Origin of the sequence: Hallella mizrahii (assembly GCF_009695775.1) — a bacterium.
Lineage (GTDB): Bacteria > Bacteroidota > Bacteroidia > Bacteroidales > Bacteroidaceae > Prevotella > Prevotella mizrahii.
In genome coordinates, this window is the sequence record NZ_VUNG01000047.1 from 1 (window position 1) to 24244 (window position 24244).

Sequence of the window (24244 nt, forward strand, 5' to 3'; positions counted from 1 at the left end):
ATAATTATACAGAGACTAAAACAAGGGGAAACTTAAACGGGCTTTCTACGAAAGAAAGCCATTGTTAAGCCAGAAACGGCAAAGCAAGGGCCAAATTGTATAGTGTCTCAAATGGAGGTTTCTTTATTTCAGGGGGTCGCTGAGGCGTGTGGAGAGGCCTGCTTCCAGTGGTATCGCGATTATGCCCGTCGCGACTATGCCATGCCCGCTTACACCCAGGGCTATACCGCTGACCGCGGCGATGGCACTTTTGTCAATCCGATTATCAATGCCGACTTCCCCGATCCCGATGTGATCCGCGTGGGCGACACCTATTATTATGCCTCCACGACCATGTTCCATTTCCCGGGTATCACGTTGCTCAAGTCCCACGACCTGGTCAACTGGCAGTACTGTGCCAATCCGTTACTGCAAATCAACAATTCCGATGCCTACAACCTGCTCAACGGTAAGAATCATTACAGTCAGGGCCAGTGGGCACCGAGCCTGAAATACCACGACGGAAAATTTTTTCTCAACTTCATTGCCTTTGGCGATGACGGTGGCGACTTCATGCTCACCGCCACAGATCCCGAGGGAGTGTGGCAGATGAAGAAGCTCGATGGCTTCTACTACGATTCGGGCTTTCTCTTCGACGATGGTCCGGATGGCGACGGCAACATCTATGTAGCCAGCGGCATCGGTGACATCACCGTCACGCGCCTCTCCTCTGATTTCAAGGCACAGGAGAGCAAGAAGGTCATTAGTGTGGGCAATGGCTGTGAGGGCAGTCATATGTACCATATCGGAGACTATTACTATATCTATGCGACCTATGGCGGTACCGAGGGCTCACAGACCATCTTCCGCTCCAAAGCGCCGATGGGTCCCTACGAAGAGCATCCTACACGTGTCTTCGCCCATCAGCATATCCATCAGGGCGCTTTGGTACAGACACAGACCGGTGAGTGGTGGACCATTCTCTTCAAGGATGCCGGTGCCATCGGACGTGTGCCTTATCTCGAACCCGTGGTGTGGAGAGACGGCTGGCCCGTGATCGGCAACGACGGCGTCGACGTGTCCAAGGATGGAAAAGCCTATCCCAAACCCAATGTGGGACAGGCTTATCCTGCTGCAACGCTGACGGCCAATGAGACCTTCACGGGGGCTTCTCTCGGCAAGATGTGGGAATGGAACCACAACGCCGATCCCACGGCATGGAGTCTGTTTGAGCGACCGGGCTGGTTGCGGCTTCGTACCACAGGCGTCACCTCCGACCTCATGCAGACCCGCAACTCACTCACCACACGCATCCTCGGTACAGCCGCTGAGGGCACGGCCGCCCGGCAGGTGGCTGACAGCTATGGCACGGTCAAGATCGATGTCAGTGGCATGGCCGACGGTGATGTGGCCGGACTGGCCGTCTTCCAGGACCCGTATGCCTACATTGGCATTGCTGCCTCCAACGGCAAACGTCATCTTGTCGCCATGCACTCGGCTTACGACGACAATGGCCGGACCGTTGCCGAAGAGCGGCAGGAAGGACCTGAGATCAGTGCCGACGTGGTCTATCTGCGGGCCCGTGCCAATTTCGGCAACGCCACGGCAACGTTCTACTACAGTACCGACAACGCCACGTGGCACGCCTTTGGTCCCACGCTGAAGATGCGCTACACGCTCAAGGTGTTCGTCGGCAACCGCTTCTACCTCTTCAACCAGGCCACAAAAGCCAATGGAGGACATGTGGATATTGACTGGTTCTCCACAGAGCCCACTTTCTCCGAGGACGCTTTCTATGCTCCCGGCACCCTGAAGACATTCAGCAAAGCCGACCTGACCATGGCGGACCTTCGTGTCGACACCACGCGCTTGACACTGTTGCCCGGCGAGCGGCAGACACTCAACGTCACGCTCGTTTCCGCCTCTGGCCTGCAAACCAATGTGGTGGGCAGTTGCGTGATCAGAAGCTCCCGTCCCGAAGTGGCCAGCGTGGAGCAGGGGGCCATCGTCGCAGGCACCACACCCGGCGAGGCCACCGTCAGCGTGACCTACACCGACGTCTTTGGCAACAGCCTCACGCTTGACATTAACGTCAAGGTGACGCATTTCCCACTCGTCGATGGTAAGTTCAATCCCAGCATCTGGGAGAAAGGCACGTTCCGCAGCAGCGACGGCTATCTCCTGACGGGCACCTATGGCTTTGGTGGCTGGCAGTATGCCGCGCCCCTCGACCTGAGTGCTTATAAATATGTAGTGGTGGAGCTGAAACAGCCAGCTGCTGTCTTTTCTTCGTTCCGCCTTTTCGACCAGAATAATTATTGGACCAATCCGGCCATCGTCGAGCTCACTGGCAAACAAAAGGTGGTGATCGACTTGCATCAGATGACCAACGAGAAAGGCGTGGCGGTCGATCCCAGTCATATCTTTATTGCCGGCTTCTGGACTAATGGCAGTGGCCCGCTCTACATCGGTGACGTGTTTGTCAGCAACGACGGATCGACGCCTGTCACGGCAGTAGGGCAGATCGCCCTCGATTCCCATTCCCGGGTGGTGACCAGTGAGTATTACGATCTGAGTGGGCGACGCCTGGGTGGTCTTCTTCCTCAGGGCGTGACGGTCGCTCGCCAGCACTTGTCCGACGGCTCCGTCAGGGTTGTCAAGCAAGTGAGATAGTCCGCTTTTCTTTTCCTTGTTTTCGATCTTCTCCCCCGGCCGTGCAGCATCCTTGACGGTCGGGGGCTTTTGTTCTCATGAAACCACAGCCTTCACCACTACGGAAAATGGGCGTTAAATAGCATTAAAGCCTTAAGAAAAAGACAGTAAGAGCTACGCTATGTGGAAAATTATTGGTAAATTTGCACGCAATAAATTTCTAAAAATCGTTTTATGTCATCATTTGTTGCAGATAAAATTGTGATGGACGGACTCACATTTGATGATGTCCTGTTGATTCCTGCTTATTCAGAAGTGCTTCCTAAGGAAGTGTCGTTGAAAACCAAGTTTTCACGTCACATCGAACTCAACGTTCCTTTCGTCACGGCCGCTATGGACACGGTGACCGAGTCGTCGATGGCCATTGCCATCGCACGGGAGGGTGGTATCGGTGTCATTCATAAGAATATGTCTATCGAAGAGCAGGCTCGTCAGGTGGCCATCGTCAAGCGTGCAGAGAACGGTATGATCTATGACCCGATCACGATTCGTCGCGGCCGCACCGTCAAGGATGCTTTGGATATGATGCACGACTATCATATCGGCGGCATTCCTGTGGTTGATGAAGAAAACCACCTCGTGGGTATTGTCACTAACCGCGATCTCCGTTTCGAGCGTCACATGGATAAACTCGTTGACGACGTGATGACATCAGAGAATCTGGTCACTACACACCAGCGCACAGATCTGTCCGCTGCTGCACAGATTCTTCAGGAAAACAAAATAGAGAAACTCCCCGTGGTTGACAATGCCAACCATCTCGTGGGTCTGATCACTTATAAGGATATCACGAAGGCCAAGGACAAGCCGATGGCCTGCAAGGACGACAAGGGCCGTCTGCGTGTTGCTGCTGGTGTCGGTGTCACTGTTGATACGCTCGACCGTGCACAGGCCTTGGTAGAGGCTGGTGTTGATGCCATTGTCATTGATACCGCTCATGGCCACTCCAAGGGAGTGGTGGGTAAGCTCCATGATGTGAAGGCTGCCTTCCCTAACTTGGATGTTATCGTCGGCAATATTGCTACTGGCGAGGCCGCCAAGTATCTCGTTGACAATGGCGCAGACGCTGTCAAGGTGGGTATCGGTCCGGGTTCTATCTGCACCACGCGTGTTGTTGCCGGTGTCGGTGTGCCTCAGCTGAGTGCTGTCTATGATGTCTACTCCGCATTGAAGGGTACAGACGTGCCTTTGATCGCTGACGGTGGCCTGCGCTATTCGGGTGATATCGTCAAGGCATTGGCTGCCGGTGGCAACAGTGTCATGATCGGTTCACTTGTTGCCGGCACCGAGGAGAGTCCTGGTGAGACGATTATCTTCAACGGTCGTAAGTTCAAGAGTTATCGTGGCATGGGCTCTTTGGAAGCCATGGAGCAGAAGAACGGTTCCCGTGACCGCTATTTCCAAAACGACATCCGCGATGCCAAGAAGCTTGTGCCGGAGGGTATTGCCGGCCGTGTGCCTTACAAGGGCACCGTACAGGAGGTGATCTATCAGCTTGTCGGTGGCCTGCGCTCTGGTATGGGCTATTGTGGTGCTCCTGACATCGTACGCCTGCACGACGCTAAGTTCACCCGCATCACCAATGCTGGTGTGCTTGAGAGCCATCCTCACGATATCACGATCACGAGTGAGGCACCGAACTACTCACGCCCTGAGTAATCATTACTTTGCATGAACAATTTTCTTTCAAGGAAACATCTCTTTGTGGGCGCCATGCTGCTGTGTGGCACCCTCTCTTTTGCTCAGAGCGACGATCCCGTCATCATGACCATCAACGGTCATCCGGTTCTTCGCTCTGAGTTTGCGTATTCCTATAAAAAGAATAACACCAATGGTGTGCTCGACCGCAAGAGTGTGCGCGACTACGTGCCACTGTTTGTCAACTATAAGTTGAAGGTGGAGGCTGCCAAGGATGCACATCTCGACACGTTGTCGTCTTATCAAAAGGAGTTTGCCTGTTATCGCGACCAGCAGATCCGTCCGGCAATGATCGACAGTACGGACATAGAGGCTGAGGCCCGTAAGATTTACGAGGAGACCCGTCAGCGCATCGACGGCAACGGCGGCATGGTGCGTGTGTCGCATATCCTCATCGCCATGAAGCAAAAGGCTACACCCGATGAGGAGAAGGTGGCCAAACAGCGTATCGACTCGGTCTATACCGCTTTGCAGCAGGGAGCTGACTTTGCCGCGTTGGCGCGCAAAGTATCTCAGGATCCCGGTTCAGCCAGTGAGGGAGGACAGTTGCCTTGGATTGTCAAGGGACAGACCTTCCAGGAATTTGAGAATCAGGCGTGGAGCTTGAAAGACGGCCAGATGAGCAAGCCTTTCCTCTCACCGGCCGGCTGGCATATCATTTTGCGGCAAGGCCATCAGCTGTTCTTCTCTTACGACAGCCAGCGCGCTGACATTCTCCGGTTCATCGACCAGCGCAACTTGCGTGAGCAGATCATCAATCAGAAACTCGACACACTGGCCAAAGAGCACCATACCACTCCCGACGCTGTGTTGGCGGCTAAGCGGAAAGAGATGGAGAAGCAAGATCCTAATCTGAAGTATCTCATCCAAGAATATCACGATGGCCTGTTGCTCTTTGCCATTGCCGACAGCGTGGTATGGGAGAAAGCCAAGAACGATGAGGCTGGCTTGGAGCAGTACTTCCGCAAAAACCGTAAGCGCTACCGTTGGGACGCGCCCCGCTTCAAGGGCATCGCCTATTGCACGCGGGCGCAGGAGGATATAGCTAATGTGAAGAACACCGTGAAGAAGTTGCCCTTCAGCCAGTGGGCAGAGAAGCTTCGCACCACTTTCAACGCCGACTCCGTGTTGCGTATCCGTGTGGAGAAAGGCATCTTCCGCATGGGCGACAATGCTTTAGTGGACAAAGAAGTCTTCGGCAAGGACACGATCGCCAAACCTGTCAAGGACTATCCCTATATGGCTGTGTACGGCAAGAAGCTGAAGGCACCCAAAGAGATGGACGACGTGCGTGAGCTCGTCGTGGCTGATTATCAGGATGCCTTGGAGAAAGAGTGGGTAGAGCAGCTCCGCCGCAAGTATCCTGTTACCGTCAACGAGGCTGTCGTCGACACGGTCAAGTAAGAAACAGATCAGAAAAAGCAATATGAAAATCATCAATCAGCGTCATATTCCCATTGTCGCAGCACTCTTGTTGGCTGCGGCCTCTCTTTCGGCCATGACCACAGTGCCCGGTCTGTCGGGCTCTTGGAGTCGTGGCGCTTCAGATTCTACGTCACATGACAGTACGGGCAAGGAAGAGACTCCTATTCCCGAAAGCAGTGTCATCGACGAAGTCGTGTGGGTAGTGGGTGATGAGCCCATCCTCAAGTCCGATGTGGAGATGATGCGTATGCAGGGGCAGCAGGAAGGTATGACGTGGGGAGGCAATCCCGACTGTGCCATTCCCGAACAGCTCGCCGTGCAGAAACTCTTCCTCCATCAGGCCGAGATCGACTCCATTGAAGTCAGTGAGTCTGAGATCGCTGCCGGTGTGCAGCAACAGCTCAACCGCTGGATAGAGATCGCGGGCAGCCAGGAGAAACTCGAAGAGTACCGCAAGGAGTCCATCAATGAGATCCGCAACGACATGCACGATGAGTTTAAGAACCAGCAGCTCATCCAGAAGATGAAACAGAAACTCGTCGAAGATGTCAAGGTCTCTCCAGCCGACGTGCGCAGCTATTTCCGCAAAGTGCCTCAAGACAGTCTGCCTTATGTGCCCACAGAGGTGGAGGTACAGGTGATACAGGTCTCTCCGAAGATCAAGCAGAGCGAGATCAACCGTGTCAAAGACGAGCTTCGTGGTTTCACCGAGCGCGTCAACAATGGTGAGACAAGCTTCTCCACTCTGGCACGTCTCTATTCCGAGGATCCGGGCTCTGCCCGTCAGGGTGGTGAGCTGGGCTTCATGGGCCGTGGCATGCTGGATCCTGCCTTTGCTCAAGTCGCTTTCAACCTGACAGATCCTAAGAAGGTGTCGAAGATCGTGGAGTCGGAATTCGGCTATCACATCATTCAGCTCATTGACAAGCGTGGCGACAAGATCAATGTGCGCCACATCCTGCTCAGACCTAAGGTGTCGCAGGACGAGATCGATGCCGCCGAGCACCGCCTCGACTCCATTCGCACCGACATCCTTGCCAACAAGTTTACCTTTGAGGCCGGTGCCTCCTATATCTCTGATGACAAGGACACCAAAAACAACCAGGGGCTCATGTCCAACAGCACTGCCGACGGCATGACCTCGCGCTTCCAGATGAAGGAACTGCCCACAGAGATCGCACGTGTCGTCGACACGATGAAGGTCGGTGAGATCTCCGCGCCCTTCACACGTATCAACAGCAAGAACAAGACCGTGGCGTGCATCATCAAACTCAAGAGTCGGGTGGACGGACACCGTGCCACCATCACAGAAGACTTCCAGGTGATGAAGGATGTCGTTCTGGCCAAAGAGCGGGAGAAGGTGCTCAATGACTGGGTCGTCGACAAGATCAAGCATACCTATGTCAGAGTCAACGACCGCTATAAAGATTGTAAATTTCAATATCAGGGATGGATCAGATGACGTTCCGCAGATTTTTCCAACACTTATCATATAGGCATGGAGCCGTTTCCCTTACGGCTCTATGCCTCTTTGCACTTTGTATGCTGACCGCCTTTGCAGCACCACGCAAACGCAAGGCGGTGGACGACAGAGTCTATCTCGTACATGCCGATGAGTTGAAGTTCGACATGTACGGGCCTAATCCCGACGCGCAGATCGTCAAGGGACATGTACACTTCCGGCACCGGGGAGCCACGCTGACGTGCGACTCGGCTTATTTCTACCAGACGACAAACTCTGTACGGGCCATGGGACATGTGCATTTCCGTCAGCCGCAGGACAATATCACGCTCACCTGTCAGCGTGCATGGTACGACGGTGAGGAGCAGCTCATGGAGGCACGCAACAATGTCGTGCTCCATCATGCCCGACAGACATTATACACCGACTCGCTCAACTACGACCGGCTCTACAACAACGCGTATTTCTTTCGTGGCGGACGACTCATCGACGGATCGAGCAAGCTCAGTTCTGACTGGGGAGAGTACAACACTCAGACCAAGCAGGCGGTCTTTTACTACGATGTGCAGCTCCATACGCCCAAGACACGTGTCTCCACCGATACGCTCTATTACGACACCCGCACTTCGCGGGCACATGTCGTCGGACAGTACACCCCCAACAAGGGGCAGGGTACGCCACGTGCCTCACGCATCGTCAACGGGCAGAACGTGATCACCACCACCGACGCTTACTTCAATACCAAAACGGATAAGGCTGACCTCTATGGTCGCTCGACGGTTGTCAACAAGGAGAAGACCATCACTGCCGACACCTTATTCTATAATAGCAAGACCGGACGCAACTATGGGCGGGGAAATGTGGTGTATGTCGACAAGCGCAACAAGAATCAGCTCACCGCTCACCTCGTCGTCTACAACGAGAAGACCGGGCGAGGCTTCGCCACGGGGCGTGCCCTCGTCATGGACTACTCCCGTCCCGACACGCTGTGGATGCATGGCGACACGATGCGCGTGGAGACCTTCCATATCAACACCGACTCGGCCTACCGCAAGGTGCATTGCTATCCTCGGGTACGTATCTTCCGCAACGACGCGCAGGCTGTGTGCGACTCCCTGGTCTTCAACTCCAAGGACTCGTGCATGACGATGTATCGTGATCCTATACTCTGGAACGGGCAACGGCAGCTCTTGGGCGAGAAGATCCTGACGTTTATGAACGACACCACGATCCGGGAGGCTCATGTCCTCGGCCAAGCACTCTCTATCGAACTCATGCAGGACTCCATACACTACAACCAGGTGTCCTCCACCAATATGTTTGCCTATTTCCTCGGTGGCAAGATCCGGCGAAGCGATGCTGTGGGCAACGTGCGGGCCATCTTCTACCCCGTCGATGACAAGGACAGCACGCTGATCGGACTCAACTATATCGAGACCGATACCATGCGCTCTTTTGTCAACGACCAGCGCAAGCTCGAACGTATCTGGATGCCGAAAGCCCAGGGGACACTCTATCCGATGACACAGATTCCTCCTGGCAAGGACAAACTCGATGTCTTTGCGTGGTTTGACGATATACGGCCGAAGAACAAGGACGATGTGTTTATCTGGAAACCCAAGGCTTCGGGTACGGAGCTGAAACACATCAAGCGCCATGCCGCGCCGATCCAGCAGCTCGGCAATCATGCCGTTTCGGAAAAGGCGGAAGCGCCTGCGCCGGCTGCTGCCGGGGCGAAGAGTCATCAAGTGCCACCACCGAAGAAGACAGCACGTAAGCGATAGGAGCCCTTCCCTAGCCCTCCCCAAGGGGAGGGAATGGCAATACCCATTCTTCCCTCACACAGAGCCACGGAGCCACAGAGAAACGCGGAGCAACTCCTTATTATTATAGCTCACAGAGATAGCTTCGCCATTTTGAGGAATGCTGAGCTGCTCCGTGACTCTATGTCTTTGCGTGAGCAATAAATAATATAGTAACGATCGGTCTTAATCATATCGGCTTATGTTCTTCACTTCCCGTCGCCCCCGTCCCTTCCATCATACGTTCATCTACTACGATGAGCGGAGGGAGCGTCTGCGACAGTTGGAGGAGCACGCCCGTGAAGAACTGGCTGCTGAAGGTCAACTGCCCAAGGAGGGTAGGGCAGCGGAGTGCTCAACAGATGATGACGCAGAGGCACTGCGCCGTTTCCGTCCCGAGGTTCTGCGGGGTACCTTCCTTTCCGCCGACAGCCGTGTGCGCCGTCGCCGGCCGGGCTTGTTCTCGGGCCATCTGTTGCTGATCGTGCTCATCCTCCTGTGTGTCGTTTTGTTTGTTTTGATGTTATGACGTTATGAGTGATATTATCCAACTTCTTCCAGACTCCGTAGCCAACCAGATTGCGGCCGGCGAGGTCATCCAGCGCCCCGCCTCTGTCATCAAGGAACTCGTCGAAAACGCTGTCGACGCCGGTGCCAAGCACATCGATGTCGCCGTTGTCGATGCCGGACGTACTTCCATTCAAGTTATCGACGACGGCAAAGGCATGTCCGAGACCGACGCGCGCCTGGCCTTTGAGCGCCATGCCACGTCGAAGATCCGCAAGGCCGACGATCTCTTCGATCTCCACACCATGGGATTCCGAGGCGAGGCTCTGCCGTCGATCGCTGCCGTTGCGCAGGTGGAGCTGAAGACGCGGCAACGGGGTGAGGACATCGGTACGCATCTGTCCATCGCCGGTGGCAAGGTGACGGGGCAGGAGCCGTGTGCCTGTCCCGAGGGTTCTAACTTCATGGTGGAGAACCTCTTCTTCAACGTGCCTGCCCGACGCAAGTTTCTCAAGTCCAACAATACTGAACTTAACAATATCCTGACGGCGTTCCAGCGCATCGTGCTGGTCTATCCCGACATCGTCTTCCGTCTGCACAGCAACGACACGGAATTGCTCAACCTGCGTGCCTGCGGGCTGCGCCAGCGCATCGTCGACGTCTTTGGCAACCGTCTCAACCAGGATCTCCTGCCCGTGAAGGTGGAGACGTCGCTCTGTGGCATCCATGGCTTTGTGGGCAAGCCGGAGTCGGCAAAAAAGAAAAACGCACATCAGTATTTCTTTGTCAACGGACGCTATATGCGCCATCCTTATTTTGCCAAAGCGGTGATGGCGGCCTTTGACCGCCTGATCCCTCAAGGTGAGCAGGTACCTTTCTTCCTCTATTTCGATATCTCGCCGAAAGATATCGATGTCAACATCCATCCGACGAAGACTGAGATAAAGTTTGAAAACGAGCAGGCGGTGTGGCAGATCCTCAACGCTGCTGTCAAGGATGCTGTGGGCATCTTCAGCAATGCTACCACGCTGGACTTCGACACGGAGGGCAAACCCGACATTCCTGTCTTTGATCCCGACAATGGGGCTTCTATGCCGAAGGTGGACTTCGACCCGCAATACAATCCTTTCACGGCACCGGCTCCTTCCTCTGCCGGTTCTGGTGCCTTCCATCCTTCCCGTATGGGCTCAGAGAGCTTTCATGCTTCTCAGATGGGCTCTGAAGGCTTCCACGCCTCCCGCATGGGCGGCACGACATCGGCGTTTGCAGACTTCGATGCGCTGATGAGCGGTGCCTCGTCATCGTCTTTCAACGATGTGCCGTCTTCTGAGCCTGAGAATCTCTTCCCTCAGGAGAAGAGTGCTGCAACTGGTGCCAAGCAGGTGCTCGAGGAAAAGGCTCCCTCACACTATCAGTATAAGGGGAAGTATATCATGACTGCCGTCAAGTCGGGACTGATGATCGTGGATCAGCACAGGGCGCATATCCGCATCCTCTTTGAAAAGTATCAGAAACAGCTGGAGGCAAAGAAAATGCGGGCACAGAAGGTGCTCTTCCCTGAGTCGCTGCAGCTCACGGCACAGCAGCAGGTGACCTTGGGGCAGGTCATGCCGGAGTTGCAGGCGATGGGCTTTGAACTCACAAGCCTTGGGGGAAATACTTGGTCGGTCAATGCCATGCCGGAAGGATTGGACGGCATCAACGTGATGGATCTGCTTCACGACATGCTTGACGGTGTTCATGCTACGGGTGATGAGGCTTTGCAGAAGGTCAATGATCAACTGGCATTGACGATGGCACGTGCCGCCGCGATTCCATACGGTCAGGTGCTACAGAACGAAGAGATGGAGAATATCGTCAACAGCCTCTTCCTCTGCGGTAATGTCAACTACACGCCCGACGGCCATAAGATTCTCTGCATCCTCAAGCAGCAGGAGATCGAGCTGATGCTGGGGGAATAAGGGAAGTAAAGCCCTTCCCTAACCCTCCCCAAGGGGAGGGAATGGAGCCCTTCTCTAGCCCTCCCCAAGGGGAGGGAATGACAATACCCCATTCGTATGCAAGGGTGACATCACAATCGACAATACCCAATCGTGCGCAAGGGTGACAGTGTAGGGGTGGCCCATCGTGGCCGCCCTATCCCCCTTGAAAGTAATTTCTCACACGCAAAGCCACGGAGATTGACTCCTTATTATATATATAGTTCTCACAGAGATGGCTTTGCCATACAGAGTCCACAGAACTATCTTTTTTGTTTTTAACGCTCCATCTTCGATGGAATTAAGAAGATAACCGAATATAAAGAATATATACGAAGTCTATAAACAAAAAACCGAATATCAGGAACATTCCCGATATTCGGTTATTTTTTTTGTCTTTACTAAGAGCCTTAGCCTTGTTCTAAAGCCTCTCAAGCATCCCTAAAGCTTCCTGCCCGTCCTTGTGGGTTTCTCCATTCCCTCCCCTTGGGGAGGGCTAGGGAAGGGCTCTAGGGAAGGGCCTACTCAGCCACCTGCACAATAACGCGGCGGTTGAAGGAAACAGGAGACAGGTCGTTGTTGCCACCCTTACCGACAGTATTGATGTTGGCGCGGTCCACACCCATCTTCACGAGTTCGTCAGCGACGGTAGCGGCACGCTTCTCCGAGAGCTTCTGGTTGATCTCGGCAGCCCCCGTGGCACTGTCAGCATAACCGGTGACGTTGATCTTGCAGCCGTTGTCCTTAGCATACTGTGCGAGTGCCTTGACGTTGACCAGATCCTTCTGCGAGGCGATCTCGCTGCTGTTGATGTTAAAGAACACCGACACTGGTGTCGTGACAAATGGCTTCACAGGGGCTGGCGTATTGGCTTTCTCGCTGAGCAGCTTCTGCAGGCGTGCGTTCTCAGCGTTAGCGTCGTCGAGCTGAGCCCGCATGGCATCGGCCTCGCTCTGGCGCATGGCATTGATAGCGTCCACGTCAGGCACCTTGTTCCACTTTGCCTTGCCGAGTTTAAAGGTCAGACCCACCTCGGCATAGAGGTGATTGTCCTTGCTTCCCCAGCCGCGCTTACTCTGCTCCTTGCTATAGAAGGCTGGGTTGGTGGTGTAGCCGTCGAAGTCTTCCTCCATACGGTTCCAGCCACCTTCCACATAGATGCTTGTCTTGTCGCTCAAGCGCCAAGACGACTGCAAGCCTACGCTCAGCTGCATAGCGTATTTGTTGGCACTGCAGTTGCGGGAGAAACCGCCACCGGCGAAGGGAATCACATTCCACACACGGTTGGGGTTGTAGCCGAAAAGTAGGTTGCTCATGTTCAGCATCACCTGCTCGTTCAGTGTCCAGTACTTCATGCCATTGCCGGCGTTGTTGTCGTCAGTGACAGCCTTGCCCCAGATACCTTGCAGCTTGGTGCGGAGTCCGAGGCCCGGTGTGAACCACTTACCGATAGCGACAGAAGCACCCGGGTTGCTGCGGAACTTCTTAAACGGACTGTGGGAGAGCCCCAGACCGTGCTCTTCATTGCTGTACCAAGCGCTCCAGTCCACGCCAGCCTGAACAAACCAATTGCTCCAGAAGGAGTTGGTAGCCACGCTGTACTGTTGTACAGGAACTGTTTCCTGAGCATTCATGCTCATAGCGAAACCTGCAAAAGCCAATGCGATGAATAATTTTCTCATAATCTTAACTATTTAAATTAATTGATTTGGTATTCCTACTATATCGATCTGTTTAAATGCTTTTTGATGTTTACTTTTGATGCAAAGTTAATACTTTTTTTCTTATGTTGGTGTTTTTTCTTTGTTTTTTTTGTTTTAGCTGTTTTTTCTGTGTAGATGTCTATGTAACAATGTCTTTTTTGTAGTTAGCCCTCTATATAATAATGGTATAAGCAATCTGAGAATGGTATACGTATATTTCTTCATAGAGTGAAAAAGATCCGGCATCTATGTATGATACCGGATCTTTTTAGGAAGTGGAGTGCGAGGTTTAGTGCAGGCACTTCTTCTTTCCTTTTGTCAAGCTTGAGGACATACTGTCCTCCATCTCGTAGCGGGGTGCGTGCTTGGCAGTCTTTGCCTTCTTAGGCTTTTTGTTTCCTGCTGCTCCCATAATTGCAAACGATTTTATGTTGTGAATTATATTTTCGGGTGCAAAAGTATAAAAAATACCTTTTACCGCAAAAGGGTCTAGTACTGTTTAAACTAATTTAAACAAGAGCATTGTGAGGTGTGAGGGAAATTCCTTACGTTCATCGTTGCTTTTTCCAAAACTTTGCATTACCTTTGCAAATAAGCAAAAGCAAGCATAACACTCATAATGATGATGGAAACAGAAATCAAGATTGGAAACTATAATACGCTGAAGATGACGCGTGTGGCTGAGCGCCCTAACCCTCATGCCTATGGCGGAAAGGAGTCTTTCGGCATTTTCCTTGATGGTGGTAAGGAGGGCGAGATACTCATGCCGCAGAAATACGTGCCCGAGCACGTGAAGGCAGGCAGTGATGTGCACTGTTTTGTCTATCTCGACCAGGATGAACGGCTCATCGCCACCACCGAGAAGCCGTTGGCGAAGGTCGGTGACTTTGCCTATCTGAAATGCTCGTGGGTCAATGAGTACGGTGCCTTTCTCGACTGGGGACTGATGAAGGACCTCTTCTGCCCCTTCCGTGAGCAGAAACGCCGCATGGAGATCGGGGAGAGCTATATCGTGTATGTCTATGTCGACAAGGACAGTTATCGCGTGGCTGCCACGGCAAAGGTGGATCGCTGGCTCCACGACGTGCGCCAGGATAATGACGGTGGACTGCATAAGGGCGTAGAGGTAGATCTGCTTGTGTGGCAGAAGACCGAATTAGGCTTTAAGGTGATCATCAACAACCGCTATGCAGGACTGGTCTATAAGGATCAGGTCTTCCAGTATATCCATACGGGTGACAGGGTAAAAGGCTACATACTGAATGTGCGTGAGGACGGAAAGATCGATGTATCATTGCAACCGTTAGGACGACGGCAGACCCTTGACTTCGCTGAGACACTGCTCGAATGGATCAAGGCTCACGACGGCCATTGCCCCTTCAGCGACAAAAGCACCCCCGATGACATCAAGCGAGAGTTTCAAGTGAGCAAGAAGGTATTTAAGAAGGCTGTAGGTGACCTCTACAAGAAACAGCTGATCACCATTAGCGACAATGGGCTCGAGCTCACTAAGAAGGGGTAGTAACTATTGTTTATGCCTTCCCTTATCCATTCACAGGGTGGCATGCTTTATCTTACACTGAGACACAGAGGTCGACACCTTATTATTATATATAGCTCAAAGAGATGGCTATATAGCTCACAGAGATGGTTTCACCATATCGAGTCTATAGAGCGGGCAAACATCGAATTTCTTGTTCGTTTCTTCCAGTCTCTCTCTGCTCTCCCGTCGGATTCTCTCTATGCTCTCTTTAAGGTGTAGCCTTCTCTGTGTCTTGGAATTTAAGTTCTTTCGTGGATCTGTGTGTCTGTGTGAGATTCAATAAATTATAGTATCTTTCGGTGCAAGATACGAGGGGTGGCACGTGAAAGCTATTCCATGGTATTCTCGTTGTCGAGTTGTCCGTCGACCATGTGGATAGTGCGGTCGGTGATGGAGGCGAGGTGCTCGTCGTGGGTGACGATGACAAAGGTCTGACCGAACTTGTCGCGCAGGTCGAAAAAGAGCTGGTGGAGCTCGGCCTTGTTCTTGGAGTCGAGGCTGCCGGAGGGTTCGTCGGCGAGGATGACGGCAGGATGGTTGACAAGGGCTCGTGCTACGGCGACGCGCTGTTTCTCACCACCGGAGAGCTCGTTGGGCTTATGTCCGGCGCGGTCAGCGAGTCCCATGAAGTCAAGCAATTCCATGGCGCGCTGCTTTGCTTCTCTGCGTCCCTTGCCGTTGATGAAGGCTGGGATCATCACGTTTTCCAGTGCTGTGAACTCCGGCAGAAGCTGGTGGAACTGAAACACGAAGCCGATGTGCTCGTTGCGGAAATCGGCGAGTTTGTTGGTTGAGAGTTTCCCCACGTCCACACCGTCGATGACGACAGTGCCGCTGTCGGGCTTGTCGAGTGTGCCGATGATTTGCAGTAGGGTGGTCTTGCCGGCTCCTGATGGGCCGACGATGCTGACTACCTCACCTTTGTTGATATGCAGGTCAATGCCTTTAAGTACCTGTAGCTTGCCGAATGACTTGGTAATGCCTTTAACGTCTATCATGATCGTATGGATTTTCTAACCTTAAGTAACTTGAATATATAGTCTGTGCAAAAATACTAATAATCTTTTGAAAGGGCAAAGATGTCCAGTGATTATTTTCTATTCTTCTTGTCTCTCTTCTCTGTGAGACTTGTCGGTAATAGCGATTTGTTTTTCATCCAGTCGCGCAGGGCAGCGTAGGCTGAGGTCTCCTCAGTGTGCTGTGGCTGGGCGAAGGTCATGCGCATCTTGTCGTCGCCATACTGGTCGGGGAAGATGATCATCAGGTTCTTGCCTTTGAAGTATTTCGTGAGCTCTTCTGGAAGCCGCTCCTGAGCAGCTTTGAATGACACAGTACCCTTGCGGGCGGTGACAACGACGAAGAGATGATCGTCGGCGATAGTAGCGGCAAGCTTAGGCATCTCGTTCCAGTGCTCCATCTCTATATAGGTGGCACGCAACGAGGCATGGCGGTTTTTGACATATTCGTTGATCATCTGCAACGTGTCCTTTCGTCCGTAAAAGACAATGCGACACTCCAGATTCTCTGACAGTCGAGCAAGTCGCTCCAGCCAACGGTAGAAGCCTGGCTCATATTGTGCACGGGAGGGTACGGCAACCTGTATACGGCGTAGCGTAGCGATAGGATGGTTGAGACGTGCCATGATGATCTGACGGCTCAGACCGTTGAACAGACTCTGGTGGAACTCGCCCCAAAACTTAGGACTGACGTTGGCGTGGGTGTGCATACCGATGAGGACCTCTGAGGCCTGAAACTCTTTGAAGGCGTGTTTGATACCGTTGGCGATGTTGGCGGCAATGCGTACCTGGGTCTGTAGGTGGACATCGGAACCTGCGGCGTAGTGGCTGACCTGGTCCAGCAGCCGTTGCCCGGCTTCCTGGTTCTTGCGGATGTTAATGTCATCATACACGACGTTCAGTGCCACAATACCCTGTGGACGCTTCGCTGACCGCATCATCAGTGCCAAGTCGACGAGGCGGTTGGCATACTCAGGATATTTCACTGGTACGAGAATGTTCTCCACAGTCGTGGGGGCTTCCTCATCGTGCGCCACCTCTTTGTCTCGGACGATGATGCGCTGTGCGGAACGGTCGGTGACAATCGAAGAGATGATACAGGTGAAGAGGATCATGATGACTACTCCGTTGAGCATCTGCTCATCGACAAGGGGACGGCCCTCTGCTGTCTTTAATCCCATGCCTACCATCACTATGGCAATGGCTCCGGCTGCATGAGCTGATGAAAGACCGAACATCATGTGCGCTGACGACAGTGGCAGACGGAAGAGAATGCCGGAAAGATAGGCGGCAACGGCCTTGCTCAGCGTGCCGATGACGACAAAGCATGCCACGACCCAGATGATATTCCCACCGGCAAAGAGCAGACGCACATTGATGAGCATGCCTACGCCAATAAGAAAATAAGGGATGAACAGTGCGTTGCCGATGAACTCAATGCGGTTCATCAGTGGCGAAAGTTGGGGGATGTAGCGGTTGAGGATGAGACCGGCGAAGAAAGCACCGAAGATGCCCTCCAATCCGATGAGCTCAGCAAGTGCCGCCATGAGGAAGAGCATGGCCATGACAAAGATGAACTGCATGACGGCATCGCTGTACCGACGAAGAAACCATCGCGTCAGCCGGGGTACGGCGTAAAACAGGTCGGCGCAGTAGAGTGCCATCTTTAAGATAAAGAAACTCCAGAAGGCAATGCCACCGCCACCCTGATGGGAGGCTACGATGACGGCCAGTACGATAAGGGCCAAGAGCAGACTCACCATGGTGGCACCTACGCTGATGACAACGCTCGGCTTGCGCTGCAAGCCATAGCGGCTGACGATGGGGTAGGAGATCAGTGTGTGTGATGACATGATACAGGCCAACAGTAGAGCGGCTCCCGTCGTATAACCTAACAGGCCGATACCGGTGAAATAGTTCATCACAAAGGGAATGGCAAAGGTCAGCAGGCCGAAGACCAGTGCACGGTATTTGTTGCGTTGCAAACCGTCGAGGTCCATCTCCAGAGAAGCCAGAAACATGATGTAGTAAAGACCTACACGTCCGAAAAGCTCAAAGGAGGCATCGCGGGAGAGAATGTCCAAACCATACTGACCAACAAGCACACCTGCCAGCACCATACCGATGATGTGTGGGATGCGCAACTTGCCCATGATGATTGGGGCCAACAGAATGATGAGCAATACCACGAAGAAAATCAACGTGGGGTTGGTGATGGGGAAGTATGACGCAATGTTGAGCATAGATCTTCTATATTCCTACATAATTCTTGCGCAAAGGTAGCAATTATTTTTCAAACACTGAAAAATATTACATATTGTTCGTCTAATTGATTGAAAAGTTGTACTTTTGCAATACATTTTCTGCAAGATGTCTGTATTAAATTTAATAAATTAAAGAGAAAGGAATAGATTATGAGAGTAGCTATTGTCGGTGCCAGTGGCGCAGTGGGGCAGGAACTCCTGCGTATTCTCGCTGAGCGTGATTTCCCTGTAGATGACCTTGTGCTGTTCGGCTCTACACGTAGTGCCGGCCGCCTTTACAACTTCAAAGGCAAGGACTATGAGGTGAAACTTTTGCAGCACAACGATGACTTCAAGGGTGTGGACATCGCCTTTACATCTGCCGGCGCCGGTACGAGTAAGGAGTTTGCGGAAACCATCACGAAGTATGGCGCTGTGATGATCGACAACTCCAGCGCATTCCGTATGGATGACGACGTGCCATTGGTAGTGCCTGAGGTTAACGCACCTGATGCGCTCAAGCGCCCACGCGGCATCATCGCCAACCCTAACTGTACAACGATCATGATGGTCGTCGTGCTGGAGCCTATTGAGAAACTGTCTCATATCAAGAAGATCCATATCGCCAGCTATCAGAGTGCTTCCGGTGCCGGTGCCGCAGCTATGAAGGAACTGGAACAGCAATACAAGGAGATGGTAGAGCAGGGACATGTGACGACCATCAACAAGTTCCCCCATCAGCTGGCCTATAATGTCATTCCGCAGATCGACAAGATGACACCCAACGACTACACCAAAGAGGAGATGAAAATGTACAACGAGACTCGCAAGATCATGCACTCCGATGTACGCACCTCTGCAACATGTGTGCGTGTGAGCTCGCTCCGCTCGCATTCCGAGAGCGTGTGGTTTGAAACCGAGAAGCCGCTGAGTGTTGAAGAGATCCGTGAGGCTCTGAAGGATGCTCCCGGCGTTACCGTCGTCGACGATCCTCAGAACTATGTATACCCCATGCCGCTGGAGAGTGCTGGCAAAGATGATGTCTACGTGGGTCGTATCCGCAAGGATCTCGCCGACGATAACAGCAACACACTCTGGCTCACTGGCGACCAGATCCGAAAAGGCGCAGCCCTCAATGCTGTGCAGATCGCCGAGTATCTTATCAAAGAGGACAACGTGAAGTAAGAAGCAGAGACGGGAAGCAGGGGGCGAGCCAGAGCTCGGGAGCGGTGACAGCGACCGGGCAAGCAACCGGGCCTTGGCACAGCCAAGGCAAACCGAACCGCTAACGCAAAAAGAGCAGCCCCCTGCCTTTCTGTTCTGCCCTTGGTTCCCCGGCGACTTCCTGCCTTCCGGCTCTGCCCTTTGGCTCCTTAGCTGCTCTGCCTCTGCTCTTGAGTTGCTGTTTCTTCGCGTGAGTCGTTGTGTTTGCTTCGCCTGTGGCGAAGTCCTCCCTTTGTGATACAAGTCCTCCCTTTGTGATTCCAGTCCTCCTTTTGTTATCCTATAATCCCCCTGCCTATGAATGAGGAACAATACCTACGGCACAAGCCTTTTGCCGGTCCTCTGAAGCCTTCCATGCTGCGCGCCCCCTTCAACGACTATCACGCGCGCCGCATCTACTTGCTGACAGTGACCACCGTCAACCGCTACCCATGGCTTGGCGAGGTAGTGGGTCACACGACGGCTTCGCGCTATACCCTCGACTATCCTCATATTGTTCCCAGTCCTTTAGGCCTCGCCGTCTTGGATGCATGGCGGCATATCCCTGACTTCGTGCCTGAGATCTCCATTGTCGACTTCCAGCTCATGCCCGACCACCTGCATGGCATTCTCTTTGTCCATGAGAGGATGGCGCGGCATCTTGGCAATGTTGTCGGCGGCTTTAAGAAATCGTGCAACGCAGCCTTTCGCCGTATCATTCTCCACGAAGAGGTGAATCCCAAGGAACAGCGCCACAAAGACGGTAATATGCTCTGGCAACTTGGCTACAACGACCGTCTGCTGAATGATGAAGGGCAGATGGAGCGGTGGCGCCGCTATCTTCACGACAACCCTTACCGCCTGATGATGAAGCGTGAGCACCGTGACCTCTTCCGTGTGCAGCACAACTTCGAATATGCCGGCTACAGCTTTTCTGCCATCGGCAACCGCTTTCTCCTCGACTATCCCGAGAAGAAAGTAGTGCAGTGCTCGCGCCGTCTCACGGCTGAGCAGATCGAAGCGCAGCGTCAGCAGTGCCTGAAGGATGCAGCGCGTGGCGTAGTCTTCATCTCTCCGAGCATCTCGCCGGGCGAAAAGACCATCATGCGTAGCCTGTTTCTCCAGGGCTGTTCGCTCATTCATCTACGTGAGAATGGCTTCACTGACTACTCCAAGCCCACAGGCCGCTCGATGCAAGCTTGTGCCGAAGGCCGCCTGCTGTTGCTGGCCCCATGGGAGCATCACAACGCCCGTACGACGATTCGGCGTGACCAGTGCCTAAGCCTGAACGAGATGGCCAAAGCTCTCAGCGAGTGTTAACGCTTATCACTTTTCTGTGGCTTCTTCTTGTTATATAGAAAAAAATGTGTATCTTTGCATCCACTACGATTATTTTCATGCGCCTGTGGCGGAATTGGTAGACGCGCTAGACTTAGGATCTAGTTGCTCACGCAGTGCAGGTTCGAGTCCTGTCAGGCGCACAAGTGAAGAAATCCTAACCGGCGTTCGCTGGTTAGGATTTTTTCCTTTTCCTGATATTTAACGCTCTTGGAAAGAGTATTTTGAAGAAAAAGCAGTAACTTTGCACGAAAGTATAATTTATTAGAAAGTAATAGAATTATGGCACAAGAAGATGTTTTCAAGAAGATTGTGAGTCATTGCAAGGAATATGGTTTCGTATTCCCCAGTTCAGACATCTATCCTGACGGACTCGCAGCCGTCTATGATTACGGACCAAACGGTGTAGAATTGAAAAACAATATCAAGAAGTACTGGTGGGACAGCATGGTGCTTCTTCACAACAATATCGTGGGCATTGACGCTGCCATCTTCATGAACCCGACCGTATGGAAGGCCAGTGGTCATGTCGACGCTTTCAACGACCCGCTCATCGACAACCGCGACTCGAAGAAGCGCTATCGTGCTGATGTGCTAATCGAGGATCAGATCGCCAAGTATGAGGAGAAGATCGACAAGGAGGTGAAGAAAGCTGCCAAGAAGTTCGGCGATGCCTTCGACGAGAAGAAGTTCCGCGAGACCAATCCGCGTGTCCTTGAGCATCAGAAGAAGCGTGATGACCTCCATGCCCGCTACACCGAGGCTATGCAGGGACCCAACCTCGAGGAGCTCAAGCAGATCATCCTTGACGAGGGTATCGTAGATCCTATCAGTGGTACGAAGAACTGGACCGACGTGCGTCAGTTCAACTTGATGTTCTCCACAGAGTTCGGTTCCACAGCCGGTGCCACAAGCAAGGTCTACCTCCGTCCGGAGACAGCCCAGGGTATCTTTGTCAACTTCCTCAACGTGCAGAAGACCACGCGTCAGAAGCTGCCGTTCGGTATCGCACAGATCGGTAAGGCTTTCCGCAACGAGATCGTAGCCCGTCAGTTTGTCTTCCGTATGCGCGAGTTCGAGCAGATGGAAATGCAGTTCTTCTGCCAGCCCGGCACCGAGATGAAGTGGTTTGAATATTGGAAGAAAGCCCGTCTGGCCTGGCACGAGGCTCTGGGCATGGGCAACGACAACTATCGTTACCACGACCACGAGAAACTTGCCTTCTACGCCAACGCTGCCACTGACATCGAGTTCAAGATGCCGTTCGGCTTCAAGGAGGTCGAGGGTATCCACAGCCGTACCAACTACGACCTGAGCCAGCACGAGAAGTTCAGCGGCACAAAGATGCGCTACTTCGATCCCGACACCAATGAGAGCTACGTACCCTACGACGTGGAGACCTCTATCGGCGTTGACCGTATGTTCCTCAGCGTCATGTGCCACTCTTACGAGGAGGAGAAGCTTGAGAATGGTTCCAGCCGTGTCGTGCTGCACCTGCCCGAGGCTTTGGCCCCTATCAAGTGCGCCGTGCTGCCGCTTGTCAACAAGGACGGTCTGCCCGAGAAGGCACAGGAGATTGTCAACGACCTGAAGTTCCACTTCACCACACATATCGAAGCTAAGGACTCTATCGGCAAGCGTTATCGCCGCCAGGATGCCATCGGCACACCATTCTGCGTCACCGTTGACGGACAGACCCTGGAGGACAACACCGTCACCCTGCGCTATCGCGACTCGATGGAGCAGGAGCGTGTGCCCGTGGAGAAGCTACGCGAGATCATTGAGGACCGCGTGAGCATCACCAGTGTGCTGAAGAAACTCAGCAAGGAGATTGAGGGTCTTGACAAGTAATCACACAAAAAGTAAAGAATGAACATCAGCATCAAGCGTGTCATCAGAAAATGGAGTGGGGCTCTGCTTGCCGTTGTGGCAGGCAGCATGCTACTTGCCGCCTGTTCGGAGAGCGACGATACCGGCTCGGAGTTTGACGATTGGCAGAGTAAGAACACGACTTATTGGGACGCTCTCTACGCCAAGGCGCAGGACAGCGTCAAGGCTGGCAACGCCAATTGGAAGATCATCAAGAACTGGAGCCTTGAGGATTCATTGCAGTCCAAGAACACCGACTATATCATCGTCCACGTCAAAGAGACGGGAACCGGAACGGTCAGCCCCATCTATACCGACACCGTGCGGACACACTATACCGGTCGGCTGATCCCCTCTGCCAGTTATCCCGACGGCTATCAGTTTGACTCTTCTTTGGGTCATGCCGTTTCCATGGATGAGGCCACGCCGACAAAGTTTGCTGTCAGCGCTGTTGTTGACGGTTTCTCGACAGCTTTGCAAAACATGCATGTCGGTGACCGTTGGGAGGTATATATCCCTTATACCCTTGGCTACGGCGAGACGGCGCAGAGCACGATTCCTGCCTACTCCACGCTGATCTTCGACGTCAAGCTGGCTGCCTTCTATCCCAAGGGACAGAAAGTCCCCGCCTGGAAGTAGGCCGGTAGTATCTTTTCTGGGCCATGCCCCGAAGCTTTTCTTAGAGTCCTATATATATAATAAGGTGTAGGACGCTGCGGAGAGCATCGGGGCATGGTCTTTTTTGTTTGTTCCGGTCTTTTTCTGTTGTCTTCAATGGCGGTCTTGGCATCATCTTCCTCGGTGGCTGCTGTGCAAACGATTGCTCTGCGCTTCTGGACTGAAAAGTTGTTGTGTGCGCACACACTTTATTGATATAGGTCAAAAATCCCCTCTTTTTGCATAAAAACGATAGAGAAATCGTTGTGGCATTGCGAAAATCGTCCTATCTTTGCAGTGTCAAAAGGAAAAAAGGATGGCCGCAAGGACATCAAGAGATATTTGAAAAGTTGAGAGAAATATACAAGGTAAGAAGTTCGTCAGGATGCGACGTTAGTAGAGAAAATAGAGAGAACGCAGGTAGAAGATGATTCAGGACGACAGGTAGAAGATGATTCAGGATGTACGAATAGGTAGAAGATTAGTTTTGGGAAAGGTAAGAAGAAAGATTGATTCAGGAAACGTGATAGGTGTTAGTGATAGAAGAAAGGTATTAGTAAATGCAGAAAGGTATTAGTAGAGTAGGGTATTAGTCATAGAAGAAAATAGGTGCTAGTAAGGAAGAAGAAGGTAAGGTAGATGTTCCTCAGGTAGAGAAGAAAGATTGAAGAAGTAAGGATGACAGACAGGGTGACACGATTCAGGATAAGGAAGAAGAAAAGGTAAAAGATTGAATAAGAAAGATTGGTTTATAGTATAATGAGAAAGCGAGGTAAAAAGATGTATATGTTGATGATGAGTATCATGTGTGCAGCAAGTGCTGCCGCATGGATGTGGGCAGAGAACAACGGCATGCGCCTTTAGTTCCCCCACGCGATTGGAAGGAGAATAGCATAGAAAATAGGTATTAAAAATATAACGAAGGCGGTGTTCCAGTATATGGGACATCGCTTTTTGGTTATTTGGCGGATTCTGTGTAACTTTGCAGCAAACTTTTAGAGGTCTTTAAAACAAAGGCACGATATAACTGGGGGATGCGTTCTTCGAACGCATTTGAAAAAGCGCTCAAACATTACGATTTTCACTAAAAAGTGATTAGCTTTGTTGC

16 protein-coding genes and 1 tRNA gene are annotated in these 24244 nt (G+C 52.5%); 13 read left to right on the top strand and 4 right to left on the bottom strand.

Annotation, left to right across the window (positions count from 1 at the left end):
- The first annotated feature begins 111 nt into the window (after window positions 1-111).
- From FYJ73_RS13560 to mutL, 7 genes are all read left to right on the top strand, one after another.
- Window positions 112-2652, top strand: a complete 2541-nt coding sequence (locus FYJ73_RS13560; RefSeq protein ID WP_154535262.1) for a family 43 glycosylhydrolase — start codon at window positions 112-114, stop codon at window positions 2650-2652.
- A 213-nt stretch (window positions 2653-2865) separates the two neighbouring features.
- Window positions 2866-4350, top strand: coding sequence for an IMP dehydrogenase (gene guaB, locus FYJ73_RS13565; RefSeq protein ID WP_154535263.1), 1485 nt, complete (start codon window positions 2866-2868; stop codon window positions 4348-4350).
- A gap of 12 nt (window positions 4351-4362) precedes the next feature.
- Entirely contained in the window at window positions 4363-5793 is a 1431-nt protein-coding gene (locus FYJ73_RS13570; RefSeq protein ID WP_154535264.1) for a peptidylprolyl isomerase, read from the top strand.
- 22 nt (window positions 5794-5815) lie between these two features.
- Window positions 5816-7276, top strand: coding sequence for a peptidylprolyl isomerase (locus FYJ73_RS13575; RefSeq protein WP_154535265.1), 1461 nt, complete (start codon window positions 5816-5818; stop codon window positions 7274-7276).
- Entirely contained in the window at window positions 7273-9060 is a 1788-nt protein-coding gene (locus FYJ73_RS13580) for an OstA-like protein (protein WP_154535280.1), read from the top strand. Before FYJ73_RS13575 ends, FYJ73_RS13580 begins: the two co-directional genes overlap by 4 nt.
- 220 nt (window positions 9061-9280) lie before the next feature.
- Window positions 9281-9607, top strand: a complete 327-nt coding sequence (locus FYJ73_RS13585; protein ID WP_154535266.1) for a hypothetical protein — start codon at window positions 9281-9283, stop codon at window positions 9605-9607.
- Window positions 9608-9611: 4 nt separating this feature from the next.
- Window positions 9612-11546, top strand: coding sequence for a DNA mismatch repair endonuclease MutL (mutL, locus tag FYJ73_RS13590; RefSeq protein ID WP_154535267.1), 1935 nt, complete (start codon window positions 9612-9614; stop codon window positions 11544-11546).
- A gap of 539 nt (window positions 11547-12085) precedes the next feature.
- On the opposite strand, the gene FYJ73_RS13595 is transcribed toward mutL, so the two are convergent.
- Together FYJ73_RS13595 and FYJ73_RS13600 are read right to left on the bottom strand one after the other, a co-directional pair.
- On the bottom strand, window positions 12086-13246 hold the full coding sequence (locus tag FYJ73_RS13595; protein WP_154535268.1) for an OmpA family protein: 1161 nt from the start codon (window positions 13244-13246) through the stop codon (window positions 12086-12088).
- Window positions 13247-13556: 310 nt separating this feature from the next.
- The gene (locus tag FYJ73_RS13600) at window positions 13557-13679 is read right to left on the bottom strand and encodes an RNA-binding protein (protein ID WP_154535269.1); all 123 of its coding nucleotides are present in this window, start codon (window positions 13677-13679) and stop codon (window positions 13557-13559) included.
- A 213-nt stretch (window positions 13680-13892) separates the two neighbouring features.
- Here FYJ73_RS13600 and FYJ73_RS13605 point away from each other — a divergent pair, with 213 nt between their 5' ends.
- A complete protein-coding gene (locus tag FYJ73_RS13605; RefSeq protein WP_154535270.1) occupies window positions 13893-14789 on the top strand; it encodes a CvfB family protein in 897 nt (298 codons plus the stop codon).
- Between the two features lie 350 nt (window positions 14790-15139).
- Here the strand turns inward: FYJ73_RS13605 and FYJ73_RS13610 are convergent, their stop codons facing one another.
- Both FYJ73_RS13610 and FYJ73_RS13615 read right to left on the bottom strand, forming a co-directional pair.
- Entirely contained in the window at window positions 15140-15808 is a 669-nt protein-coding gene (locus FYJ73_RS13610) for an ABC transporter ATP-binding protein (RefSeq protein WP_154535271.1), read from the bottom strand.
- A gap of 92 nt (window positions 15809-15900) precedes the next feature.
- On the bottom strand, window positions 15901-18069 hold the full coding sequence (locus FYJ73_RS13615) for a cation:proton antiporter domain-containing protein (protein WP_154535272.1): 2169 nt from the start codon (window positions 18067-18069) through the stop codon (window positions 15901-15903).
- A 171-nt stretch (window positions 18070-18240) separates the two neighbouring features.
- Here FYJ73_RS13615 and FYJ73_RS13620 point away from each other — a divergent pair, with 171 nt between their 5' ends.
- From FYJ73_RS13620 to FYJ73_RS13640, 5 genes are all read left to right on the top strand, one after another.
- The gene (locus FYJ73_RS13620; RefSeq protein ID WP_154535273.1) at window positions 18241-19254 is read left to right on the top strand and encodes an aspartate-semialdehyde dehydrogenase; all 1014 of its coding nucleotides are present in this window, start codon (window positions 18241-18243) and stop codon (window positions 19252-19254) included.
- A gap of 336 nt (window positions 19255-19590) precedes the next feature.
- A complete protein-coding gene (locus tag FYJ73_RS13625) occupies window positions 19591-20592 on the top strand; it encodes a transposase (protein WP_154535274.1) in 1002 nt (333 codons plus the stop codon).
- Window positions 20593-20671: 79 nt separating this feature from the next.
- Window positions 20672-20753 (top strand) — tRNA-Leu (locus FYJ73_RS13630).
- A gap of 139 nt (window positions 20754-20892) precedes the next feature.
- On the top strand, window positions 20893-22461 hold the full coding sequence (locus tag FYJ73_RS13635) for a glycine--tRNA ligase (protein ID WP_154535276.1): 1569 nt from the start codon (window positions 20893-20895) through the stop codon (window positions 22459-22461).
- 18 nt (window positions 22462-22479) lie between these two features.
- Window positions 22480-23118, top strand: coding sequence for a BamJ family beta-barrel-assembly machinery protein (locus tag FYJ73_RS13640; protein WP_154535278.1), 639 nt, complete (start codon window positions 22480-22482; stop codon window positions 23116-23118).
- The last annotated feature ends 1126 nt before the right edge of the window (window positions 23119-24244 follow it).